The organism is Halomonas sp. XH26 (assembly GCF_024138895.1).
GTDB lineage: Bacteria > Pseudomonadota > Gammaproteobacteria > Pseudomonadales > Halomonadaceae > Vreelandella > Vreelandella alkaliphila.
The window spans coordinates 2,063,872-2,082,907 of the sequence record NZ_CP071889.1 but is presented as its reverse complement, the minus strand read 5'-3'; the positions used below and the strand labels follow the sequence as shown (position 1 = coordinate 2,082,907).

Annotated in this window: 15 protein-coding genes and 1 tRNA gene; 6 read left to right on the top strand and 10 right to left on the bottom strand. The window is 50.4% G+C overall.

Annotated elements, in window-relative coordinates; genetic code table 11:
* Positions 1–1,243: 1,243 nt before the first annotated feature.
* Together J4377_RS09700 and J4377_RS09695 are read left to right on the top strand one after the other, a co-directional pair.
* Positions 1,244–1,513 (top strand): hypothetical protein, encoded by a 270-nt coding sequence (locus tag J4377_RS09700; RefSeq protein WP_198349663.1) that lies wholly within the window; start codon positions 1,244–1,246, stop codon positions 1,511–1,513.
* Between the two features lie 1,881 nt (positions 1,514–3,394).
* Entirely contained in the window at positions 3,395–3,796 is a 402-nt protein-coding gene (locus J4377_RS09695; RefSeq protein WP_198349664.1) for a helix-turn-helix domain-containing protein, read from the top strand.
* A 59-nt stretch (positions 3,797–3,855) separates the two neighbouring features.
* Here J4377_RS09695 and J4377_RS09690 read toward each other — a convergent pair whose 3' ends face one another.
* Together J4377_RS09690 and J4377_RS09685 are read right to left on the bottom strand one after the other, a co-directional pair.
* On the bottom strand, positions 3,856–5,595 hold the full coding sequence (locus tag J4377_RS09690) for a site-specific integrase (RefSeq protein ID WP_198349665.1): 1,740 nt from the start codon (positions 5,593–5,595) through the stop codon (positions 3,856–3,858).
* Positions 5,596–5,693: 98 nt separating this feature from the next.
* A tRNA-Leu gene (locus J4377_RS09685) sits at positions 5,694–5,778 on the bottom strand.
* Positions 5,779–5,864: 86 nt separating this feature from the next.
* Here J4377_RS09685 and J4377_RS09680 point away from each other — a divergent pair.
* Together J4377_RS09680 and J4377_RS09675 are read left to right on the top strand one after the other, a co-directional pair.
* The gene (locus tag J4377_RS09680) at positions 5,865–6,584 is read left to right on the top strand and encodes a ComF family protein (RefSeq protein WP_095603018.1); all 720 of its coding nucleotides are present in this window, start codon (positions 5,865–5,867) and stop codon (positions 6,582–6,584) included.
* A 34-nt stretch (positions 6,585–6,618) separates the two neighbouring features.
* Complete coding sequence (locus J4377_RS09675; RefSeq protein ID WP_095603017.1) at positions 6,619–7,593, top strand: serine/threonine protein kinase; 975 nt, start codon at positions 6,619–6,621, stop codon at positions 7,591–7,593.
* Positions 7,594–7,649: 56 nt separating this feature from the next.
* On the opposite strand, the gene J4377_RS09670 is transcribed toward J4377_RS09675, so the two are convergent.
* Positions 7,650–8,243 (bottom strand): hypothetical protein, encoded by a 594-nt coding sequence (locus J4377_RS09670; RefSeq protein WP_095603016.1) that lies wholly within the window; start codon positions 8,241–8,243, stop codon positions 7,650–7,652.
* A gap of 297 nt (positions 8,244–8,540) precedes the next feature.
* Here J4377_RS09670 and folE point away from each other — a divergent pair, with 297 nt between their 5' ends.
* Together folE and J4377_RS09660 are read left to right on the top strand one after the other, a co-directional pair.
* Complete coding sequence (folE, locus tag J4377_RS09665) at positions 8,541–9,092, top strand: GTP cyclohydrolase I FolE (RefSeq protein ID WP_038484772.1); 552 nt, start codon at positions 8,541–8,543, stop codon at positions 9,090–9,092.
* Positions 9,093–9,211: 119 nt separating this feature from the next.
* Complete coding sequence (locus J4377_RS09660; protein ID WP_253485369.1) at positions 9,212–10,669, top strand: NAD-dependent succinate-semialdehyde dehydrogenase; 1,458 nt, start codon at positions 9,212–9,214, stop codon at positions 10,667–10,669.
* A gap of 114 nt (positions 10,670–10,783) precedes the next feature.
* Here J4377_RS09660 and purH read toward each other — a convergent pair whose 3' ends face one another.
* The 7 genes from purH to dsbD all read right to left on the bottom strand — a co-directional run bounded on the left by purH (position 10,784) and on the right by dsbD (position 18,939).
* Positions 10,784–12,364, bottom strand: coding sequence for a bifunctional phosphoribosylaminoimidazolecarboxamide formyltransferase/IMP cyclohydrolase (gene purH / locus J4377_RS09655; protein WP_253485367.1), 1,581 nt, complete (start codon positions 12,362–12,364; stop codon positions 10,784–10,786).
* A 60-nt stretch (positions 12,365–12,424) separates the two neighbouring features.
* Positions 12,425–12,748, bottom strand: coding sequence for a DNA-binding transcriptional regulator Fis (gene fis, locus J4377_RS09650; protein WP_038484762.1), 324 nt, complete (start codon positions 12,746–12,748; stop codon positions 12,425–12,427).
* The gene (dusB, locus tag J4377_RS09645; RefSeq protein ID WP_253485366.1) at positions 12,745–13,785 is read right to left on the bottom strand and encodes a tRNA dihydrouridine synthase DusB; all 1,041 of its coding nucleotides are present in this window, start codon (positions 13,783–13,785) and stop codon (positions 12,745–12,747) included. The genes fis and dusB overlap by 4 nt, the downstream gene beginning before the upstream one ends.
* 99 nt (positions 13,786–13,884) lie before the next feature.
* Positions 13,885–14,796 (bottom strand): 50S ribosomal protein L11 methyltransferase, encoded by a 912-nt coding sequence (gene prmA / locus J4377_RS09640; protein ID WP_095603015.1) that lies wholly within the window; start codon positions 14,794–14,796, stop codon positions 13,885–13,887.
* Positions 14,797–14,926: 130 nt separating this feature from the next.
* A complete protein-coding gene (gene accC, locus J4377_RS09635) occupies positions 14,927–16,267 on the bottom strand; it encodes an acetyl-CoA carboxylase biotin carboxylase subunit (RefSeq protein ID WP_038484756.1) in 1,341 nt (446 codons plus the stop codon).
* A 30-nt stretch (positions 16,268–16,297) separates the two neighbouring features.
* Positions 16,298–16,762 (bottom strand): acetyl-CoA carboxylase biotin carboxyl carrier protein, encoded by a 465-nt coding sequence (gene accB, locus J4377_RS09630; protein WP_038484753.1) that lies wholly within the window; start codon positions 16,760–16,762, stop codon positions 16,298–16,300.
* A 296-nt stretch (positions 16,763–17,058) separates the two neighbouring features.
* On the bottom strand, positions 17,059–18,939 hold the full coding sequence (gene dsbD, locus J4377_RS09625; protein ID WP_253485364.1) for a protein-disulfide reductase DsbD: 1,881 nt from the start codon (positions 18,937–18,939) through the stop codon (positions 17,059–17,061).
* Positions 18,940–19,036 lie beyond the last annotated feature (97 nt).

Genomic DNA, 19,036 nt, shown 5'->3' with positions numbered 1-19,036 from the left:
GCTTATTCTAGGACGCGCTTTTCTAATCTAAATTTACTTTATTGTTTACAGCGGCGAGTGATTCATCAGTGAAAGGGTGAGTGTGACTGGTGACGTGAAAATCTGAACCAGCAGTAACTCGATTAGAGCTGTTGTCTGAGAGTGCCGAGCTTATTAACTGGAAAGTCGAAGGAGAACGCTAGGCAAACTAATCCTAGTGATTTCAGCAAACACTCCTTCAAGCAAACGGAAAACCTAATCCCGTAGCTGCTCACCGAAGCAGAGAGAGTGAGGTCAACGCTGAGCAAGACCGTTATCGTTAAGAAAATAGTCTTTGCTACTTCGGAGACGGGATTGCTCTGCACCTTTCATGCTGAAAGGCTAAAGCGTAGCTAGCTACGTGAGATACGAAGAGGGTGAAGGTCAGTATCAATACGTTGGTGCTGGAGAGGCTGGATCGGACATGAAAGGGTGATCAGCTCTATCTGACGAGCGCCGCGCCGCGCGCTCATTCCCTCACTTCCCTCATCTTCAATGCTTTCACAGCAGAGAGTGAGTAACTGACCTCGGTTGTTCAGTCTCTTTTTCAATCACGTTTATTACCTGTTAGTTAGTGTAATTAAACAGCTACTACACTAACTATTGCTTAGGTGGTCGAAAGCCAGCAGTGGTGCGGGCTTCGTAAGGGTTTTGTTGCTTTGATTGGTTGCATTTTTTCCACTCCGTATTTGCCCGAAATGGGCAGTAAAGTCATCGGCTGCACCTGCATAGATATAGCGGGTATCCGATTAGGCGGTGTGGTAGCGGTAAACTTGTTCGCTCCTTTTGTGATGACGCCCTGGCACTAAAAACTATAAGCCCTCCGCATGGGTATTCTCATGAACGTGACCAATGATTCCAGAGACGACTTAAAATCGGTCACTGTATAACGGGATACGAAATCATGTTCAAACGGAATGGGCGGTCCCAGTAGGACGGAATATACATCACATTGACGCGAGCGCAGGGCCAAGAGTCATAGCCGGTGTTTATTGTGAAGCTTGCGATCTCTCACCAATCGCTCTGTAGTGCGTTTAAAGGCGCGATAGCAGAAAGCTAAGACTACCTAGCTATCAGCGTGAGAAAACGTCTTGGTGAGTGAATTTGGTGGGTTTTGAAGCGGAAAAGACCAGAGGAACAAATGTGTTGTGATCGTTCAAGGTGAAGAAAGCACCGCTGGATGGTCTAGCTGTCGATTGCCTAAGCAAGATCCTGGAGAGCGACGATGACAAACGACCTCGCCGAAATTACCGTCTACATGACCAAGCACCCTGAGAGAGGGCCAAGGTTATTCGTTAAGGCGAAGGGTGCGCGGTTAAAGGTTAGCCGCAGCGTCACTATGGCCGAGGCGATTGCCATCTGGAGAGGCGAATTTCCTGAGAGTCTAAGTGACATGATGACCGAGGCTCAGTTCCGAGGTTATCAGGCTGAGTTTGTGTTCCAGGCGGACATGTATTTTCAGCACCTTGGGGCTGAGATCGACCTGAGTCAGTAGGTGATGGCCAAAGAGAAGCAGGTGCGGGGCGTCTTGGCCAGTTTTTCTCTTCTTTCTCCGAGAGTTTGTTTTTCTATCTAAGTAAGGCGTTTTTTCCGCCAACCATCTCTACTGCTACAAGATTCTAATACCTTCGGAATAGGGGTTTTATATAGATGGAGTGAGGCATTCAATACAAGAACTTCGCCTCATCCTTTACCCCTCGGTTTGCACCTCATGGACACTGCCGTGATCACTGCCTTGGCGTGATTGGAAATCGTTCGGCTTTCCCTGTGCGTGGCGGTTGTCGTGAGGCAGCTCCCTTGGCAGCCGTTATCCTATGTAGGCAGAGCCTTTCCCGATCCCACGGTTATTAGGGAGACGCCTTGGCAGCTTCAGATGAATGTAGGCAGAGCCGTTTTCAATGCCGAGCTAATCAGGTAACGGCAGACCCGCAGCGCCGTGGCTCTCTCGAAAAATCTAGGCAAAGCCTTTCCCGAAGTGCCTTGGCTTGGTGAGCGTATGTAGGCAAAGCCTTTCCCAATGGTGGGCGGCCAAGGTTCGGTGTAAGAGCGTGGCGATGGCAGAGGCGGCATTCCCGCCAAATTCTCCTCCCTAACGCTTTCGCCACTCTCAGTCTTTCCTACACGGTCTCTGCCTACGAGCAAAACTCACAAGGCTCTGCCACTTACACGGCGTAAACAGTTCTCACCGGTGAATAATCGGGCTTCTGTGAGTAGGCTGCTGCTTACACGGCTCTCTCATAGGCTGGTGTCTCCGCGATCAGATTCCTTTTCTCTGGCTTCAAGCTTCTCCATGAGCGGTTGATTCTCCGGTTCTGGTCTTGTTGTTTTGCTCTCTTGGCATTTTGTTTCTATCTGAGGTTCTTCGGTTTGATTCGCTGTGCCTTGAAAAAACCGGTCTGGTTTTCATGGTGTTCGGGGAGGGGGTGCCGACGAGGCTGTGCCTTGTAAAAAATAGACCTTGTTTTCGTGGTGTTCGGCGGAATTCTCGAAGTCAGCGGAACAGCCTGAGACACGAGGTAGCCTGGATCGGAAGAGACCGTGCCTTTGGTGGTCTGCTTTCCCTGAGCCTGCGAGGGGAGAAACCCCTGTTCCGAGGATTTCAGCTTAGGCAGAGTTCTTGTATTGAATGCCTCACTCCATCTATATAAACCCCTATTCCGAAGGACTTGTATTACTTGTAAGCAGAAAATAGGTTGAGAAAATGTGGAGCTGCGGCTTTCACCTCATTTCCGAGGATCGTGTTGAGGCAGAGTTCTTGTATTGAATGCCTCATTCCCTCTATATAAATATCCTCTCCGAAGTAATTAGTAATAATACAAGTAAGGGAAATTGGTCGGAGTGAGCGGGCGGCCGCCGAGCCTTCTGCCTGGATGTTCGTCTCTCTGAGCGCTTTTTGAGCATGATCGGGGTGATGTTGTTTCCTGCTGTCAGCGATTGACGATTGAGTGTGTCGGGAAGCTGTCAAATTTCGTCTGTGAGACGTTTCCCAGCTCGATGCTAGTCAACGTATATGTCGGATCGGGAAGCGTCTTAAAACGCTTCTTTTGCGCTTAACTATAAGTCTTGAAAATTCGCCCAAAAATGTGACGTTACGTTGACGTTGTTTTTGGCGTTTTGAGGGTATCTTGAGCAAAAGAAAACCCCCGTATCATGGGGGTTTGAGGTTGTTTCAGAGGGTCAAAACAAAACGTCACATTTACTCTTATACTTGGCTTACAAACGTCACATTTTTCGGCCTTAGTATAAGTGGCGAAACGTCACATTATTGCTGTGAAAACTTCCGCTCACATTGGGCTGACTACGCCGCTAACTTTCCGTTTCACACCAGTCCTCAGCGGAAAATAATGCTCATGTCCATTAACGAAGGAGCATTGCGATGTTGAACGGTAGCAGCGTGTCGGATTTTGTTGTGAAGCGTCAGAAAGAGCTGGGTTTGGCGAATGCAGATCTAGCCAACGCGCTTGGTTACAGCAACCATAACGTCATCACCATGATAAGAAGCGGTAAGACAAGGCTGCCCCTGGATAAGGTTCGGCCAATGGCGCGCGTGTTAGATGTCGACCTGGCGTGGTTATTCCGAGCAGTGATGAGCGAGTATGTGCCGGATACGTTGGCAGCTATTGAGCAGAGTCTTGGAGCGTTTACGTCGCAGAATGAGCGTAATCTACTTGAGGTTTGGCGTCATGCTACCGACAGTAGCGATCCCGAGATAACCGACGAGTTGAGAAAGGGTTTTATGAGCATTATGCGGCTCAAGGAAGAGCTTGCTAAGCCCTAACGAAGTAGGCAGCAGCACCGAAGCTGGACGTCAGCTTCGGTGTGTATTCGTTGTTTCGCTTACGAATGGACTGCGCTTACACCGGATTTCTTTTGAAAGGATTGCCATCTTATTGACGATAACTCAATCCCAGGATATTGGACGGCTTCAACTACTGACTGCAAAAACGATAATTCTTTGCCCCTGCCATACCGCGATGTCATCAATGAGCTGGCGTGTCCTAATATCCAGCGGGTGTCTTCATCACGCAAGATTTCGCCATTAGGCAGTTTGCCTCGTCGAGCAGCGTCGGCAAACGTGTGTCTAAACGAGTGAAATGACACGCTTGAACCATCAGCTCGTTGATCTGGGCGGCACAAAACGCCACATCTATCCAAATAGCCGTAGCGAATACGTGGCTTACCGTGTCTATCGACTCCGTTAGGCCCGCCTTTGAACCACTCGGTGATTATTTTTCCTTTTCCTGGTGCGCCTCGGACATATTGATCAAAAAGTCCAGTGGGGCGAAGAGGGTGCTCCCGTCTTTGCTTAACGTAATCAAGCAGGCCAATCTTAATAAGCACCGAATGGATGGGAACACGTCGTCGTGATCCCTTGGTCTTAAGCTCTTTGCCGCTATCTTTGGAGCTGCTTTCGGTCGTAATGTCAAAGAACCAGATTCCGGCCTCATTTTTGATGTCGTCTAGCTCAAGCTGGATGATTTCTCCAAGCCTAGCGCCCGACAGTAGTGCGATAAGAGGCGTCCAGTATTTAGCGCAATCGTAAGATGTATCACGCTTCTTGAAACGGGTAGTGAAGCTGTCGCCATAGCTTGAGCCAGGAAATATCAGCTTCAACTCTTCAATGGTGAAGGGGTGCTTGTCGACTTCACTGGCACTCCGTCTTTGCGTTGTGTCTATAACGCTGGCGGGGTTGGTCTCAATCCAGCCGTATTTACGCGCGTGCTCTAATATGTTTTTTAGCACTAGTAAGCGGTTCTTGGTCGCCTGGGAACCTGTGATAGGTCTGTCGTGAGACGAACGGCACATAGTTGCGGCGATCTTTGCGTCTACATTTTTGGGGTAGTTACGGCAGTGCTGTTCGGCTTCTCGACATGCGTTGATGTCGATCTCATGAAGACAGGTCTCCTGAAAATAATACTTCCAGAAAGAAACGTTTCGAGATTCTTTATCGAAAGTGCTCGACCGCAGTGTCTTGTCGTATTCACGGTTCCGTTTATACAGCTCTATATAGTCATCAGCTACCTCGGTAAATAGCTTCTGGTCAGCAACGGCTGTATGTGAAGATGAATGAGCTGTTTGAGTGAGCGCGGACCTGCCCATACGCCGATCGAGGTCATCCCTGAGCCTGATGATGATGTCCGCTTCTTTTTCGGGACAACCAAAATCTACCTCTACCTCTTGGCCAAGATAGGCGTCTTTCATGTAATGAAGCACCAGTCCCTTAAGCGCTAGTGGCTTTGAGGGCGGACGTTGCATGGGTATGGGTATGTCAGATAAAGCAAAGAGAGGGGCCTGGGCTTGCTGCGACTTCTGATGGGGTTTTAAAGCCGCAAGGGCACCATAAGGGATATGAATGTCGTTCAATGACTTACCATTCCTCAAGGCATCATAGACAACCTGGAAGCTGAGCCAAATTTCCATAGCACGACGCTTGGCTGTTGCTTTGCAGGGGGTTTTCAAACTAAGCCGAAATTCCCGCTTCCCGCCAAAATGGCTTCGAAGAGCGAGAGGAATGATTACACGAGCGTAGAAAATTGAGTTATGACGATTTCTTGAAAGGTAGCTTCCGTATGCCATTTTTAAATTCCGAATGTCACACCTAAGTGTCACACCTTCGGTTGGCAATGCGATTGATATCGCTGAAAGCTATGATCCGTATAAGTTGGATCAAAAATTGGTGCGGATGGGGAGACTCGAACTCCCACACCTTACGGCACTAGAACCTAAATCTAGCGTGTCTACCAATTCCACCACATCCGCTGAAGACGAGACGTATATTAACAGCATTCGTATTAATGTCAACGGTGTATCATTAAAATTGTTAATTAAACCAGTCTGGGAAAAGTATGTTTCTGACGCGGTTGGTACATGGTGCAAACACTTGGGCCAAAAAGGGGCTGCCAGGCTACTGCGCGTTTTGCCTTTCTCCTGGGCAAACCAGTGGTGGTTGGTGCCAGGAGTGTTTTGCACAGTTGCCGTGGAATGCCAATGGCTGCTGGCAGTGTAAAGAGCCTTTGGATGTTGGGGACATAGCATCCGTTCAATTTGTTTGTGGGCACTGTAGAGAGAACCCTCCAGCGTTTACCGTCGCGACGGTGGAGCTTTTATTTGAAGAGCCTATAAAAGAGTTAGTTCATGACTTTAAATTTAATGCGTCGCCCCGTGCGGGAATATTGCTGGTAGAGCTGATGATGAGTAAAGCTCCCAGCTATTTGGGAGGAGGTCTCTTGCCTGTGCCGATGCATACCACTCGAGCGCGGCAGCGTGGTTTTAATCAGTCTCGCTGGTTGGCTGATCAACTAGGCAAGCGGGTCAAACTGCCCGTGTTAACGGCTGAATGTCGTCAACAGCTGCCTTCTCAACGGACGTTAAACAGAAATGAGCGAGCAAAAAATTTAGTAGGTGCCTTTCATATTAATGGTCCACTCCCATCACATCTCACGATTATTGACGACGTTGTTACTACTGGCGCGACCTGCCAAGCACTTGCTGAAGCAGCGCTTCGTGCGGGGGCTAAACGTGTCGATGTTTGGGCAGTTGCTCGAACACCTCTGGTGCATAATTGATAGAATGCAGGCTTAATTTGCACAGGAGCGGTATATGCCACACCCGTTTAGTACGCTTTCTCCGGACACCGTGATGTCTGCTGCGGAGTCTGTTGGGATTTGGCCAGCTGGCGAACCGTTTGCACTTAATAGCTATGAAAATCGAGTGCTGATGTTTCGTGACGATGACGGTAAGCGCTGGGTTGTGAAGTTCTATCGTCCTGATCGTTGGGCAGATGAGGTCATTCAGGAAGAGCATGATTTTCTTCAAGAGTTGGCTGCTGCTAATGTGCCCGTTGTTGCGCCCTGGCGGGATCAGCAGGGCAAATCACTCCATACTTACCAGCAATTTCGCTTCACACTTTACCCTCAATGCAGTGGTCAAGCGCCTGAGTTAGACAACCCTTCGCATCTTTTTGCATTAGGTAATGCGTTAGGGCGGTTACATGCAGTGTCATCACGAAAGGCGTTTCAGTACCGTCCAACATTAGAGTGGCAGGGCGATATTCATGATGCTGAGGCCCGTGTTATCGAAAGTAAAAGGCTAAGCAAGCATCAGCAGCGCGCTTATCACAACGTTGTACAGAAAATTCTTCGTCATCTTGAAAAGCACCCCATCGCCAGCGATCAAATGATTCGAACGCATGGTGATTGTCATCTGGGCAATGTTTTAGGAAGAGATGAATCATTTACCTTGGTGGATTTTGACGATTGCCTTATGGCGCCCGCTATCCAAGATGTATGGATGCTGTTACCCGTTGATGATCCATCTGGCTGGCGAGCACAGCTAAGTGAAATTGTTGAAGGCTATGAAGAGGAGCAAACATTTCCGCAACACCAGCTGTCGCTAATCGAGCCGTTGCGGGCTTATCGTCTTATCCGATACACCGCGTGGCTTGTTTCTCGCTGGGATGATCCAGCGTTTCCTCGTGCGTTCCCATGGCTGGCGGAGAGCGGTTATTGGGATCAGCACATCCGCCAGCTTGAGCAGCAGTTGTTACAGCTTGAAAAGCCTATTTGGCTAGCATAACAATTGCACCGATAGTTAATTAAGCATCGCCCCCATTGACGATGAGTGACATGGTTTTATTCAGGTTGATTGACGGAGCGTGGGTTTTCAGCGCTTGCATCGGGGTCAGGCCGATCTGATGGGATGGGGTTGGCTACGCCTTCTCCATCAGCCTCTCGTCGAGCAGCATTAATCTCCGCTGAAGGGTTATCTTGAGCGTTGATATCGATATTTTCATCCAGTGTCACCACGAATGCTTGGCCTGGCGATAAGGTGCAAGGCGACTCATCACAGGCAAGACCATACTGACCGTCTTCTGCATACGCACTGGCACTAAATGAACCGGTGAAAATAGCGCTTTCAGCATCGTGTGTTTCAATGCAGGTTGCGTCTTGAGTTGTAATGCGAATGCGTCCATTAGTGTACTGTGCATTGGCGACTAAAACGCAGTATTCGGGCAACTGATGCGAGGCACTGCCAGCTTGGGTTGGATGAAGTAAGATATCTTCATAACGCGATTGGCTGTCGGTAAAAGCAAACTCTTCGATGACCTCGACACCGACACTGGCACCTTTAGGTAGTGTTAATGTCTGTTCGGCGGCTAACAAGGGTGTTGCCAATGCAGTTCCCAATAGGGCAGTTAAGAAAAACGGTGCAGGTTTGAATGACATAAGGAACTCTCAGATGAGCGCTACGAATTAAGCTGACTAGTTCGACCCATGATAGCACAGCTTAAATAGTCTCAAAGGGGGGTGCGCGGCACTCTGCCACAGCAGGGTTAGGTGCGTTAAAATAACGGGATGTGGTGTTTATTATTGTGCAAAAGTTGTTTAGCGTATATTTTTTGTACATGATTGGCGCACAGCTCTCAGCTATTGATAGATAGCAATATTTCGCTGTTGATTAAACGCTTTAGTAGTCCAGACGTTTTTCAGTGGCTAGCACGTACAGTTTTGATGAGGCTTCAAATGACCGACGACATTGCTCAACACTATCGCCACATTATCGCCGCAATCGGTGAAAATCCTGACCGTGAAGGACTGCGCGATACGCCCAAAAGAGCCGCAAAAGCAATGCAGTTCTTGAATGCTGGCTACCAGCAATCACTTGAGGAGATTGTTAATGGCGCAGTATTTGAGTCACAAACAGATGAAATGGTCCTTGTAAAAGACATTGAACTGTACTCCATGTGCGAGCACCACTTGCTACCCTTTATTGGCAAATGCCATATCGCCTATCTGCCTAGCGGAAAAGTACTAGGACTTTCGAAGTTTGCCCGTATTGTTGATATGTATGCTAGGCGTATGCAAATTCAAGAGAACTTGACGCGTGAAATTGCTGAGGCAGTGCAGCAAGTTACCCAATCAAGAGGTGTCGCTGTGGTGATTGAGGCACGCCATCTTTGTATGATGATGCGCGGTGTGGAAAAGCAAAATTCAAGCATGACATCTTCTGTGATGCTGGGGAGTTTTCGCAGCAACCAAGCAACGCGGCAGGAGTTCTTAACGTTAATCAGCTGAAATATCGGCTAAGAATCTTTGGCAGATTTCATTGCAAAGATTTGGTTAAACACGCGGTTTCGTCTTAGCATGAACAGGTCAATGAGCCCGTGAGGCCAATATTTGGTCAGGAGTCTGTCATGGAAGCGCTGAAAGAAACACAGCTGTATTGCCCGTTTGCCTATATCGATGGTAGCTGGGTGGCCGCCGACAGCGGTGAGCAAATTAATGTCTTAAACCCTGCGACGGGTGAGTCCGTGGGCGATATGCCTCGACTGGGTAAAGTTGAGACTGAGCGCGCTATCGATGCAGCGGATGCTGCGTTACCCGCTTGGCGTGCGTTGACCGCTCAAGAACGAGCTGATCTGCTGCTGAAGTGGCATGATCTCATGCTGGAGCATAAACACGATCTCGCTTTGCTCATGACCTACGAGCAAGGCAAGCCAGTAAAAGAGGCGGAGGGCGAAATTGTCTATGCCGCTAGTTTTTTACGTTGGTTTGCAGAAGAAGCGCGCCGTGTTTATGGCGAGACTATTCCCGCCGCTAAAGCGAACCAGCGTATTGTGGTGACAAAACAGCCTGTCGGTGTTGTGGGGGCTATTACTCCCTGGAATTTTCCGGCTGCTATGATCACGCGTAAAGCAGGCGCCGCGTTAGCAGCGGGCTGTACGATTGTCGTTAAGCCTGCAAGCCAAACGCCATTTTCTGCAACGGCTCTCGCCATGTTGGCAGAAAGAGCAGGCATTCCCCGTGGCGTGTTTAATGTAGTGCCTGGCAGTGCTGCAGATATCGCCAGTGCACTTACTCAATCACCCAAAGTGCGCAAAATTACCTTTACGGGTTCTACGGAAGTTGGCCGCAAGCTCATGGCTCAGGCGGCTGAGCACGTGCAAAAAATATCCCTTGAGCTGGGTGGCAATGCGCCCTTTATCGTTTTTGAAGATGCAGACCTTGATGCCGCTGTAGAAGGTGCCATGGCTGCGAAGTTTCGTAATGCTGGCCAAACATGCGTATGCACTAATCGGTTTTTGGTGCAGTCCAGCGTTATTAACGCCTTCTGTGAGAAGTTGGCGGTTGCTATGAATAGTGAGCTGTACGTAGGTAATGGCACCGAGCCCAATATTAACATTGGTCCTTTGATCGATGGTGAGGCGGTCAAAAAGGTCAGTGAGCATGTGCAGGATGCGGTCGACAATGGGGCTGAGCTGCTGCTAGGTGGCCATCCGCATCCACTCGGTGGAAACTTCTTTACTCCGACGCTGATTAGCTTTGCAACAGATAAGATGAAGGTGGCTCACGAAGAAACCTTTGGCCCTCTGGCGGCAGTTTTTCCCTTCGATGAAGAGGAAACTGCTATCGAGATGGCTAACGACACTGAGTATGGTTTAGCCTCCTATTTCTACTCACAAGATCTGGGTCGCGTTTGGCGCGTCGCCGATGCACTTGAGTATGGCATGGTGGGAATTAACACCGGCCTTATTTCTAATGCAGCCGCTCCTTTTGGTGGCGTAAAAGCGTCCGGTCTTGGGCGTGAAGGTGGGCATCAAGGTTTGGAAGAGTACCTTGAGACAAAATATCTGTGTATTGATCTAGGTTAAGCGCAGGCGCAAGTACTACAAATAAATAGTGCTATAAATAAACAGCACTATCAGCAAGCAGGCCCCCATCGGAAAAATCCGCTGGGGGCCTGTTTTTATGGCAAGACGAGGCGATTAATGACGGAAGTGGCGCATGCCAGTAAATACCATGGCAATACCTGCTTCGTTAGCGGCATCAATGACTTCCTGGTCACGCATGGAACCGCCGGGCTGAATAACGGCAGTAATGCCTGCGGCTGCGGCGGCGTCAATACCATCGCGGAAGGGGAAGAATGCATCTGACGCCATTACCGAGCCTGGTACTGAAAGACCTTCATCTGCCGCTTTAATGCCCGCAATTTTCGCTGAGTAAACGCGGCTCATTTGGCCTGCGCCAACACCCACTGTTTGACCCTCTTTGGCGTATACAATCGCATTCGATTTAACGAATTTAGCGACTCGCCAAGCAAAACCGAGGTCGCGAAGTTCTTGTTCTGTTGGAACACGTTCGCTAACCACGGTCAGCTCTTCGCGGGTTACCATGCCCTGGTCGCGCTCTTGTACCAACAGTCCGCCGTTAACACGTTTAAAGTCAAACGCAGGCTGTGTTTCGCCAGGCCAGTGGGCACTGACATCAAGCAGGCGTACATTCTGCTTCTCTGCCACGATAGCTGCTGCCTCATCACTCACGCCGGGTGCGATAATAACTTCAACAAACTGGCGATCAATAATTGCCCGAGCGGTTTCGGCATCTAGCGCCACGTTAAACGCAATAATGCCACCAAAAGCGCTGGTCGGATCGGTAGCGAAGGCTTTGTCATATGCTTCAAGTGCAGTAGCGCCAATAGCTACACCGCAAGGGTTGGCATGTTTGACGATGACACAAGCAGTTTCATCAAACGCTTTAACGCATTCAAATGCTGCATCTGTGTCGGCCACGTTATTGAAGGAGAGTGGCTTACCTTGCAGAGTTTTTGCAGTGGCGACGCTCGGTTCGCTTGCTTGGGGGTCCACGTAAAAAGCAGCTTGCTGATGCGGGTTTTCGCCGTATCGCATGTCCTGCTTTTTGTCCAATTGCAGGTTGAAAGTGCGAGCAAACGTTGCGTTTTCGCTAGTCACTTTACGGCCAAGATAATTGGCAATGGCGCCATCATAACCGGCGGTGTGTTCAAATGCTTTCACGGCCAGATCAAAGCGGGTAGCGGCGCTCACTTGACCGTCTTGCGCAGCCAGTTCTCCCAGTACCCGAGCATAGTCATCGGCATTTACCACGATGGTGGTAAAGGCGTGATTTTTTGCGCATGCGCGCACCATGGTCGGCCCGCCGATATCGATATTTTCGATGGCGTCTTCCAGTGTGCAGTCTGGGTTGGCAACAGTGGCAGCAAATGGATAAAGATTAACGACCACCATGTCGATGGGGGTGATGTCGTTCTCTGCCATCACCGCATCATCCTGACCGCGGCGCGCCAGGATTCCACCATGGATTTTGGGGTGCAGTGTTTTTACACGGCCATCCATGATTTCAGGAAAACCAGTGTGCTCAGAGACTTCTTTAACAGGAACAGAATTTTCCTGAAGCAGTCGGAAGGTTCCGCCAGTTGAAAGAAGTTCTACGCCGTGTTGGCTTAAACCGCGGGCGAATTCAACAATGCCGGTTTTATCGGATACGCTCAAAAGGGCGCGACGGACGGGGGTAGCAGTACTATCAGCCATTAGAGTGCTCGTGTGCAGAGTCAAGGAGTTAACATCGAAAATTACAAACGACAACGCCCCTTATGGGGCGTCACCTTCAATCAATCCATAGAGCTTAAGTTTTTTGCGCAATGTGCCACGGTTTAAACCCAATACATCCGCGGCTCGGGTTTGGTTGCCTTCTGTATGTTCCATTACGCAGCTAAGTAGCGGCGCTTCTACTTCGGCCATCACCATCGCGTAGAGATCAGTTGCCTGGCTGCCATCGAGATGCTCGAAGTAACGGCGTATCGCTGTCTCAACCGCTTCTCTAAGTGGTTGGGGCGGTACGCTCGCGGCGGGGTCCGCCAGAGTGCCTGAGAGACGGTGAGAGAGCTCGTTCGAAAGCAGGTCGCGTTCAGTCATGCAGCATGGCTTCCTTTAGCTAGCAGACGCTCTGCAGCGTCTTGCGTCATGGCATCATTAATCCAATTAAATTGCGATGCTGGGGTGGCAAGCGCATTAAATTGCTGCTTCAGCAGATAATGCTGTTTGTCGTTGAAGCGCGGGTCTTCATTCAAGTACCAACCTAGGTGTTTTCGCGCTATGCGAACACCCATTGTATCGCCATAAAACGTGTGCAGAGCTTGTAAGTGCTCATTGAGAACGTTGCGGCGCTCATCAAGAGTTGGGGGTGTTAGCAGTTCTCCATGGGCAAGATAATGGGTAATCTGCTCGAATATCCATGGGTTGCCTTGCGCCCCGCGGCCAATCATTACTGCATCGGCACCTGTATATGACAAGACCTCTTTGGCCTTTTGAGGGCTGGTAATATCCCCATTGGCGATAACCGGTATCGTCAGGTGCGATTTTATGTCAGCGATAGTGTCGTACTCAGCCCATCCAGTATAGCGCTGCTCTCGATGACGTCCATGTACTGCTAAGGCTTGGATGCCTGCAGATTCCGCGAGTTTAGCAATGCGTAGGCCATTGTTAGCTTCAGCAGACCAGCCTGTGCGAATTTTTAAGGTAACTGGAATATCAACGGCTTTTACAACGGCGTCCAGAATTTCGGCTACTAGGGCTTCATCACGCATTAGGGCCGAACCAGCAGCCTTATTGCAGACCTTTTTAGCCGGGCATCCCATGTTGATATCAATCACCTGGGCGCCTAGTTCGGCGTTAAGGCGCGCAGCATTGGCAAGCATTTCAGCGTCACCCCCGGCAATTTGTACAACCCGTGGGTCGGGCTCGCCTTGGTGATCCATGCGTAGCTTGGACTTTCGGGTATGCCAAAGAGAGGGGTCGGCTGTCACCATTTCGCCGACCACCCATCCAGCACCTAAACGCCTACAAAGTTGGCGAAATGGGCGATCGGTAACGCCAGCCATCGGTGCCAAGATGACTTGGTTGGGTAGCTGGTGAGGCCCTATCATTGGTGGCTGAAAGTTTTGTGTGGTCATTGTGCTGCGCTGTAGATACAGATAAAAATCGCCGAGTAGGCGTTTCAAGGGGGCGTATGATACGCCTACTCGGCGATGGGGTGAAGGCCGTTGGCTAGATTAAACGGCGCGGTAGCCTGATAGACGAACCCACCCTTCGCGAATTGTGGGCTCTTCCATTATCAAGCCCTGGGCTTCGTAGGCTTGCAAGACCTCATTCGCTTGGTTCGCTAAAATGCCAGACAATGCTATTTGTCCGCCGGGTGCGACATGGCCTGCAATCATTGGGGCTAATTCAACTAATGGCCCAGCTAAAATATTGGCGGTGACAACTGGGTAGTGGCCGTCGATCAGCTGTTCAGGATAGTAAAGGGACAATTGTGCGTCGCTAATCTGATTGCGCGCTGCGTTGTCACGGCTTGCCTGAAGTGCCTGTGGATCTATATCAGTAGCATCGGCGTGGGTTGCCCCTAACTTTAGCGCGGCAATGGCAAGAATGCCTGAGCCGCAGCCCACATCTAGGACGGTTTTATCTTCCAGTCCGCCGCTAACCGCAAGGCTATCCAGCCACTCCAGGCAAAGCGCTGTCGTGGGATGGGTGCCAGTGCCAAAGGCAAGGCCTGGGTCAAGAATGAGATTGACGGCATTGGCTTCTGGGGGCTCATGCCAGCTCGGTACGATCCATAGCCGTTGGCCCATTCGCAACGGCGTAAAGTCATCCATCCATTCTCTTTCCCAGTCTCTATCGGCTAATAGTTCATACGCAATGTCTGGACAGGGTTCGCCGGGGACTTGCTCAGACCAAGCGGCTTGAATGCGCTCAAGCATGGCTTCAACGCCGTCTAAGTCGTCATATAGGCCAGTGAGAATTGTATCTTGCCAAAGCGGGGTAGTACCTCGCTCTGGTTCGAAAACAGGATCATCGTGGGCATCTTGAAGGCCAATGGCCGTCGCGCCTTCCTCTAACAGTAGATCTTCTAGTAGTTCGGCTTGTTCTGGAGCAACGTGGGCTTTGAGTTGGAGCCAGGGCATCAGTAATCTCCACTGCGTACGTGCATTCACGCAAAGGTAAAAAACAATAACGGGGTGGCTATGGCCACCCCGTTGAGTATTATCAGCTATCTATTCAGCTCAGCGCCTTTGCAGATATTAATTTCTGGTATTAGCTACTGAGTTTCTTTTCAAGATAGTGAATGTTGACGCCACCTTGGCGGAAATAACTATCTCTCACCAAATCTTTTTGCAGATCAATATTGGTCTTGATCCCCTCGACTAGCAGCTCATCTAGGGCGTTGCGCATACGCGTCAGGGCAATCTCGCGATCAGCCCCCCAGGTGATTAGCTTGCCGATCAGTGAGTCATAATGAGGCGGTACGGTGTAGCCAGTGTACAGATGAGAGTCCATACGCACGCCAAGGCCGCCCGGAGCATGGAACAGGGTGACTTTGCCCGGAGAGGGCATAAACGTACGCGAGTCTTCCGCATTGATCCTGCACTCAAAAGCATGGCCATTGATCTTTACGTCTTCTTGGCGAATCGAAAGTGGCAGGCCGGAGGCAATGCGCAACTGTTCCTTAACGATATCTACGCCTGTGACCATCTCGGTGACAGGGTGCTCTACCTGTACACGGGTATTCATTTCAATAAAGAAGAAATCACCGTCTTCGTACAGAAACTCAAAGGTGCCCGCGCCACGATAGTTAATTTCGAGGCACGCTTGGCGGCATGCTTCTAGCACCTTTGCACGCGCTTCCGGGTCGATTCCAGGGGCAGGCGCTTCTTCCAGAACCTTTTGGTGACGACGCTGTAAAGAACAGTCGCGATCATAAAGGTGGATAGCATTGCCTTGGCCGTCAGCCAGCACCTGGACCTCAACATGGCGGGGTTTCTCAAGGAATTTTTCCATGTAAACCGTGCCATCGCCAAACGCTGAGTGCGCCTCAGTGCGAGTGACAGTAATGGCTGAAAGCAGATGGCCTTCAGTGTGCACCACCCGCATGCCGCGGCCACCACCGCCTGCAGCAGCTTTGATAATTACCGGATAGCCAATGCGGCGCGCAGTGGCTAGGTTGGTGGCTTCATCGTCACCTAACGGGCCATCTGAGCCAGGCACGGTAGGAACGCCAGCAATCTTCATTGCTTCAATGGCACTAACTTTATCACCCATCAGGCGGATAGTTTCAGCGCGCGGGCCAATAAAGGTAAAGCCAGAGCGCTCAACCTGCTCAGCAAAATTAGCGTTTTCCGAGAGAAAGCCGTAACCAGGATGAATGGCGCTTGAATCTGTCACTTCAGCAGCGCTTATTAATGCAGGAATATTCAAGTACGACTGCGCTGAGGAGGCGGGGCCGATGCATACCGCTTCGTCGGCCAAGCGAACATGCATCAATTCACGGTCGGCTTTGGAGTGAACCGCAACGGTTTTAATCCCTAGCTCTTTACAGGCCCGGAGAATACGAAGGGCAATCTCGCCGCGGTTTGCGATAAGTACCTTGTCCAGCATGGGAGAATCCACCCGTGTTGTTGTGAAAGATTAAGCGATGACGATCATAGGTTGATCGAATTCCACCGGCTCTCCGTCTTCCACTAGGATGGCCTCGACGACGCCGTCGCGATCGGCTTCAATTTGATTCATCATTTTCATTGCTTCAACGATACATACCGTATCGCCTTGCTTAACCGTATCGCCAACTTCCACAAACGATTTGGCGCCCGGTGCTGGGCTACGGTAGAACGTGCCTACCATGGGTGAATTAACCGCTTCACCTTGATAGCTTACGCCTTGGGGCTCTGCATCAGCAGCCGGAGCGCTGGGTTGAGCTGGTGCCTGCTGCATAGGCGGCATTTGAGCGTACTGTGGCATCGGCTGAGGCTGCCATGTTGCACCATTCGGATGGCGGCTGATGCGGACGGACTCTTCGCCTTCCTGAATTTCGATTTCGCTAATGTTTGATTCTTCGAGGAGTTCAATCAGTTTTTTAACTTTACGAATATCCATACCTGTTGCCCCAAAAGTGATGAAAGTTAATCGCAATGCAGTTGAGTATTGTATCGCCAACTGCATTGAGCGCCGTTACAGCGCAGTAAACCTTGTTTGAAAATGAAGAGAACGCTGCACGATGTTGAACGTTACCCGGTGCTAAGTCCTAAAACATGAAGATTTTAGCTGATATGGCTGCGAAGTTTGCCGAAAAAGTACGGGCATGTCTAGTGACGGCCGACATAAGCTCGTTGCTGGTTATTTAAACAACCGTTTGACGACGTTCGCGACACTAGGTGGTCATAGGCTTCAGCTCAGCCTTGTTGCCAGCGCCGTAACGCTTCCAGGTGTTGTACCAACTGGGTAGCCGTTATTTCACCTTGAATGCGTGCATCCCGTACTTCTTCGCCCTGGCTAAAAAAAAGCAGGCTTGGTGGGCCGAATAAGTTAAATCGGTTTAGCAGTTCCCGACTTTGCGCATCCGTATTGGTGACATCGACCTCAATCAGGCGGAAATCGTTCAATGCAGCGACCACATTGGGGTCTGGAAAAACATCGCGCTCCATTAGCTTGCAGGAGATACACCAGTCAGCAGTGAAATTAACAAAGGCAGGCTGTTGGGCGCTCGCGGCTTCAGAGAGTGCGGTTTCAAGTGCGCTCAGTTCATCAACTTGCTGAAAAGCAAGCGTTGCTTGCGGCGTGCCGCTGTCCGTTGAGGAGCTGGATACTGTTAAGGGGCGCAATGGGTTGCTGCCGCCCTGGGCAGCGCCAATGACAAGAGCAATGCCCCATGCCAGTAACATCAGTCCTAATGTTTGTCGTGCTTTAGGCCAGCCTTGTGACTGATTCATATTTAAGGCGCCCAGCATGAGTGCGCTACCTATGGCCAGCGCTGCCCAGAGCAAAAGCGCTATCGAAGGCGGTACTAATCGCTCAACCATCCAAATCGCAACGCCCAGTAACAGCAATCCGAAAGCAATTTTAACGCCGTTCATCCAAGCGCCTGAGCGGGGTAGCAGCGTTGCCCCAAAGGTGCCCACTAATAGCAGTGGCACACCCATGCCTAGGCCTAGTGCAAATAAAACAGCTCCGCCCATGGCAGCGTTTCCTGTCGAGGAAATAAACACCAACGCACCGGCAAGTGGGGCTGTTACACAGGGTGAAACCACTAATACCGATAGTGCGCCTGCCAGGGCTAGGCCTGCAGGGCCGCTTTGCTGTGCACGTGCTTGCCAGCCGTCAATTTTTGAGGCCAGTCGCGGCGAAACCCTTAAATCAAACGCCCCGAACATAGCTAAGGCAAATAGCGTAAATAGAACAGCAAAGGTAACCAGCACCGGCGCTGATTGCAGGTGGGCCTGAAGATTTAAGCCCGCGCCAAACAGACCCATCAACACACCGACTAACGCGTAGGTGGACGCCATGCCCAAAACATAGCTGGCTGAGAGAACAAACGCTCGGGGTCGAGTTGGTTTTTGTCCTACGATAATTGAGGACAAAATAGGCACCATCGGTAGGACGCAGGGCGTGAAAGTAAGGCCCAGTCCAGCGATAAAAAATAACCCCAAGGCAAGAGGGAGGCTGGCGCTGCCGAGCAATGCGCTAAAGCGGCTGTCTTCGCTTTGTGGAGCTGAAAATTCAGTGCTGCTATTGGTGCCTGCGGTTTGACCAATTTGCTGGTCATCGCTGCCTTCAGCGCCTGACAGTGCATGATCTGCAGCGTCCCAGTCAGCAAAGGCCGTGGGAGGAGATGACTCTAAGGCTTCAAGCGATATAGTTTCTGGCGGATAGCAAAGACCTGCGTCGGCACAACCTTGGAACGTCAGTTCAATATCGATCGGGCCACTATAGGAGGGGGAAAATGGCGTTTCAAAGACTAATTTGTCACGAAAAACATACACATCGCCCATGAATTCATCAGTTGTGAATGTTCCTTGCGGAAGTAGCGGTTCATCAATGGATACAGCGTCCGTTTTGCTGCTAACGCTAAATTGGTGGCGGTATAAATAATAGTCGTCCGCAATATCGATACCAATATAAATGGCGCTGCCATCATGCCAAGCAGTAGGCTGAAAGGCTTCTAGAACAGGTAAAAAATCGCTTTGATTACTGGAAGAGGAAAACCACTGAGCATGGGCTAGCAGGGGAAGCCAGCAGAGTAACAGTAACAGACTTAAACGCTTAAAAGGCAACACGAAGTATCCTTACGCAGACGGATCAGGGAGATTTTGAAATAGCATATCCTACCTTGTGATGTCAGCGTAGATGCTGCGGTGACGTGACGCGCTTCTT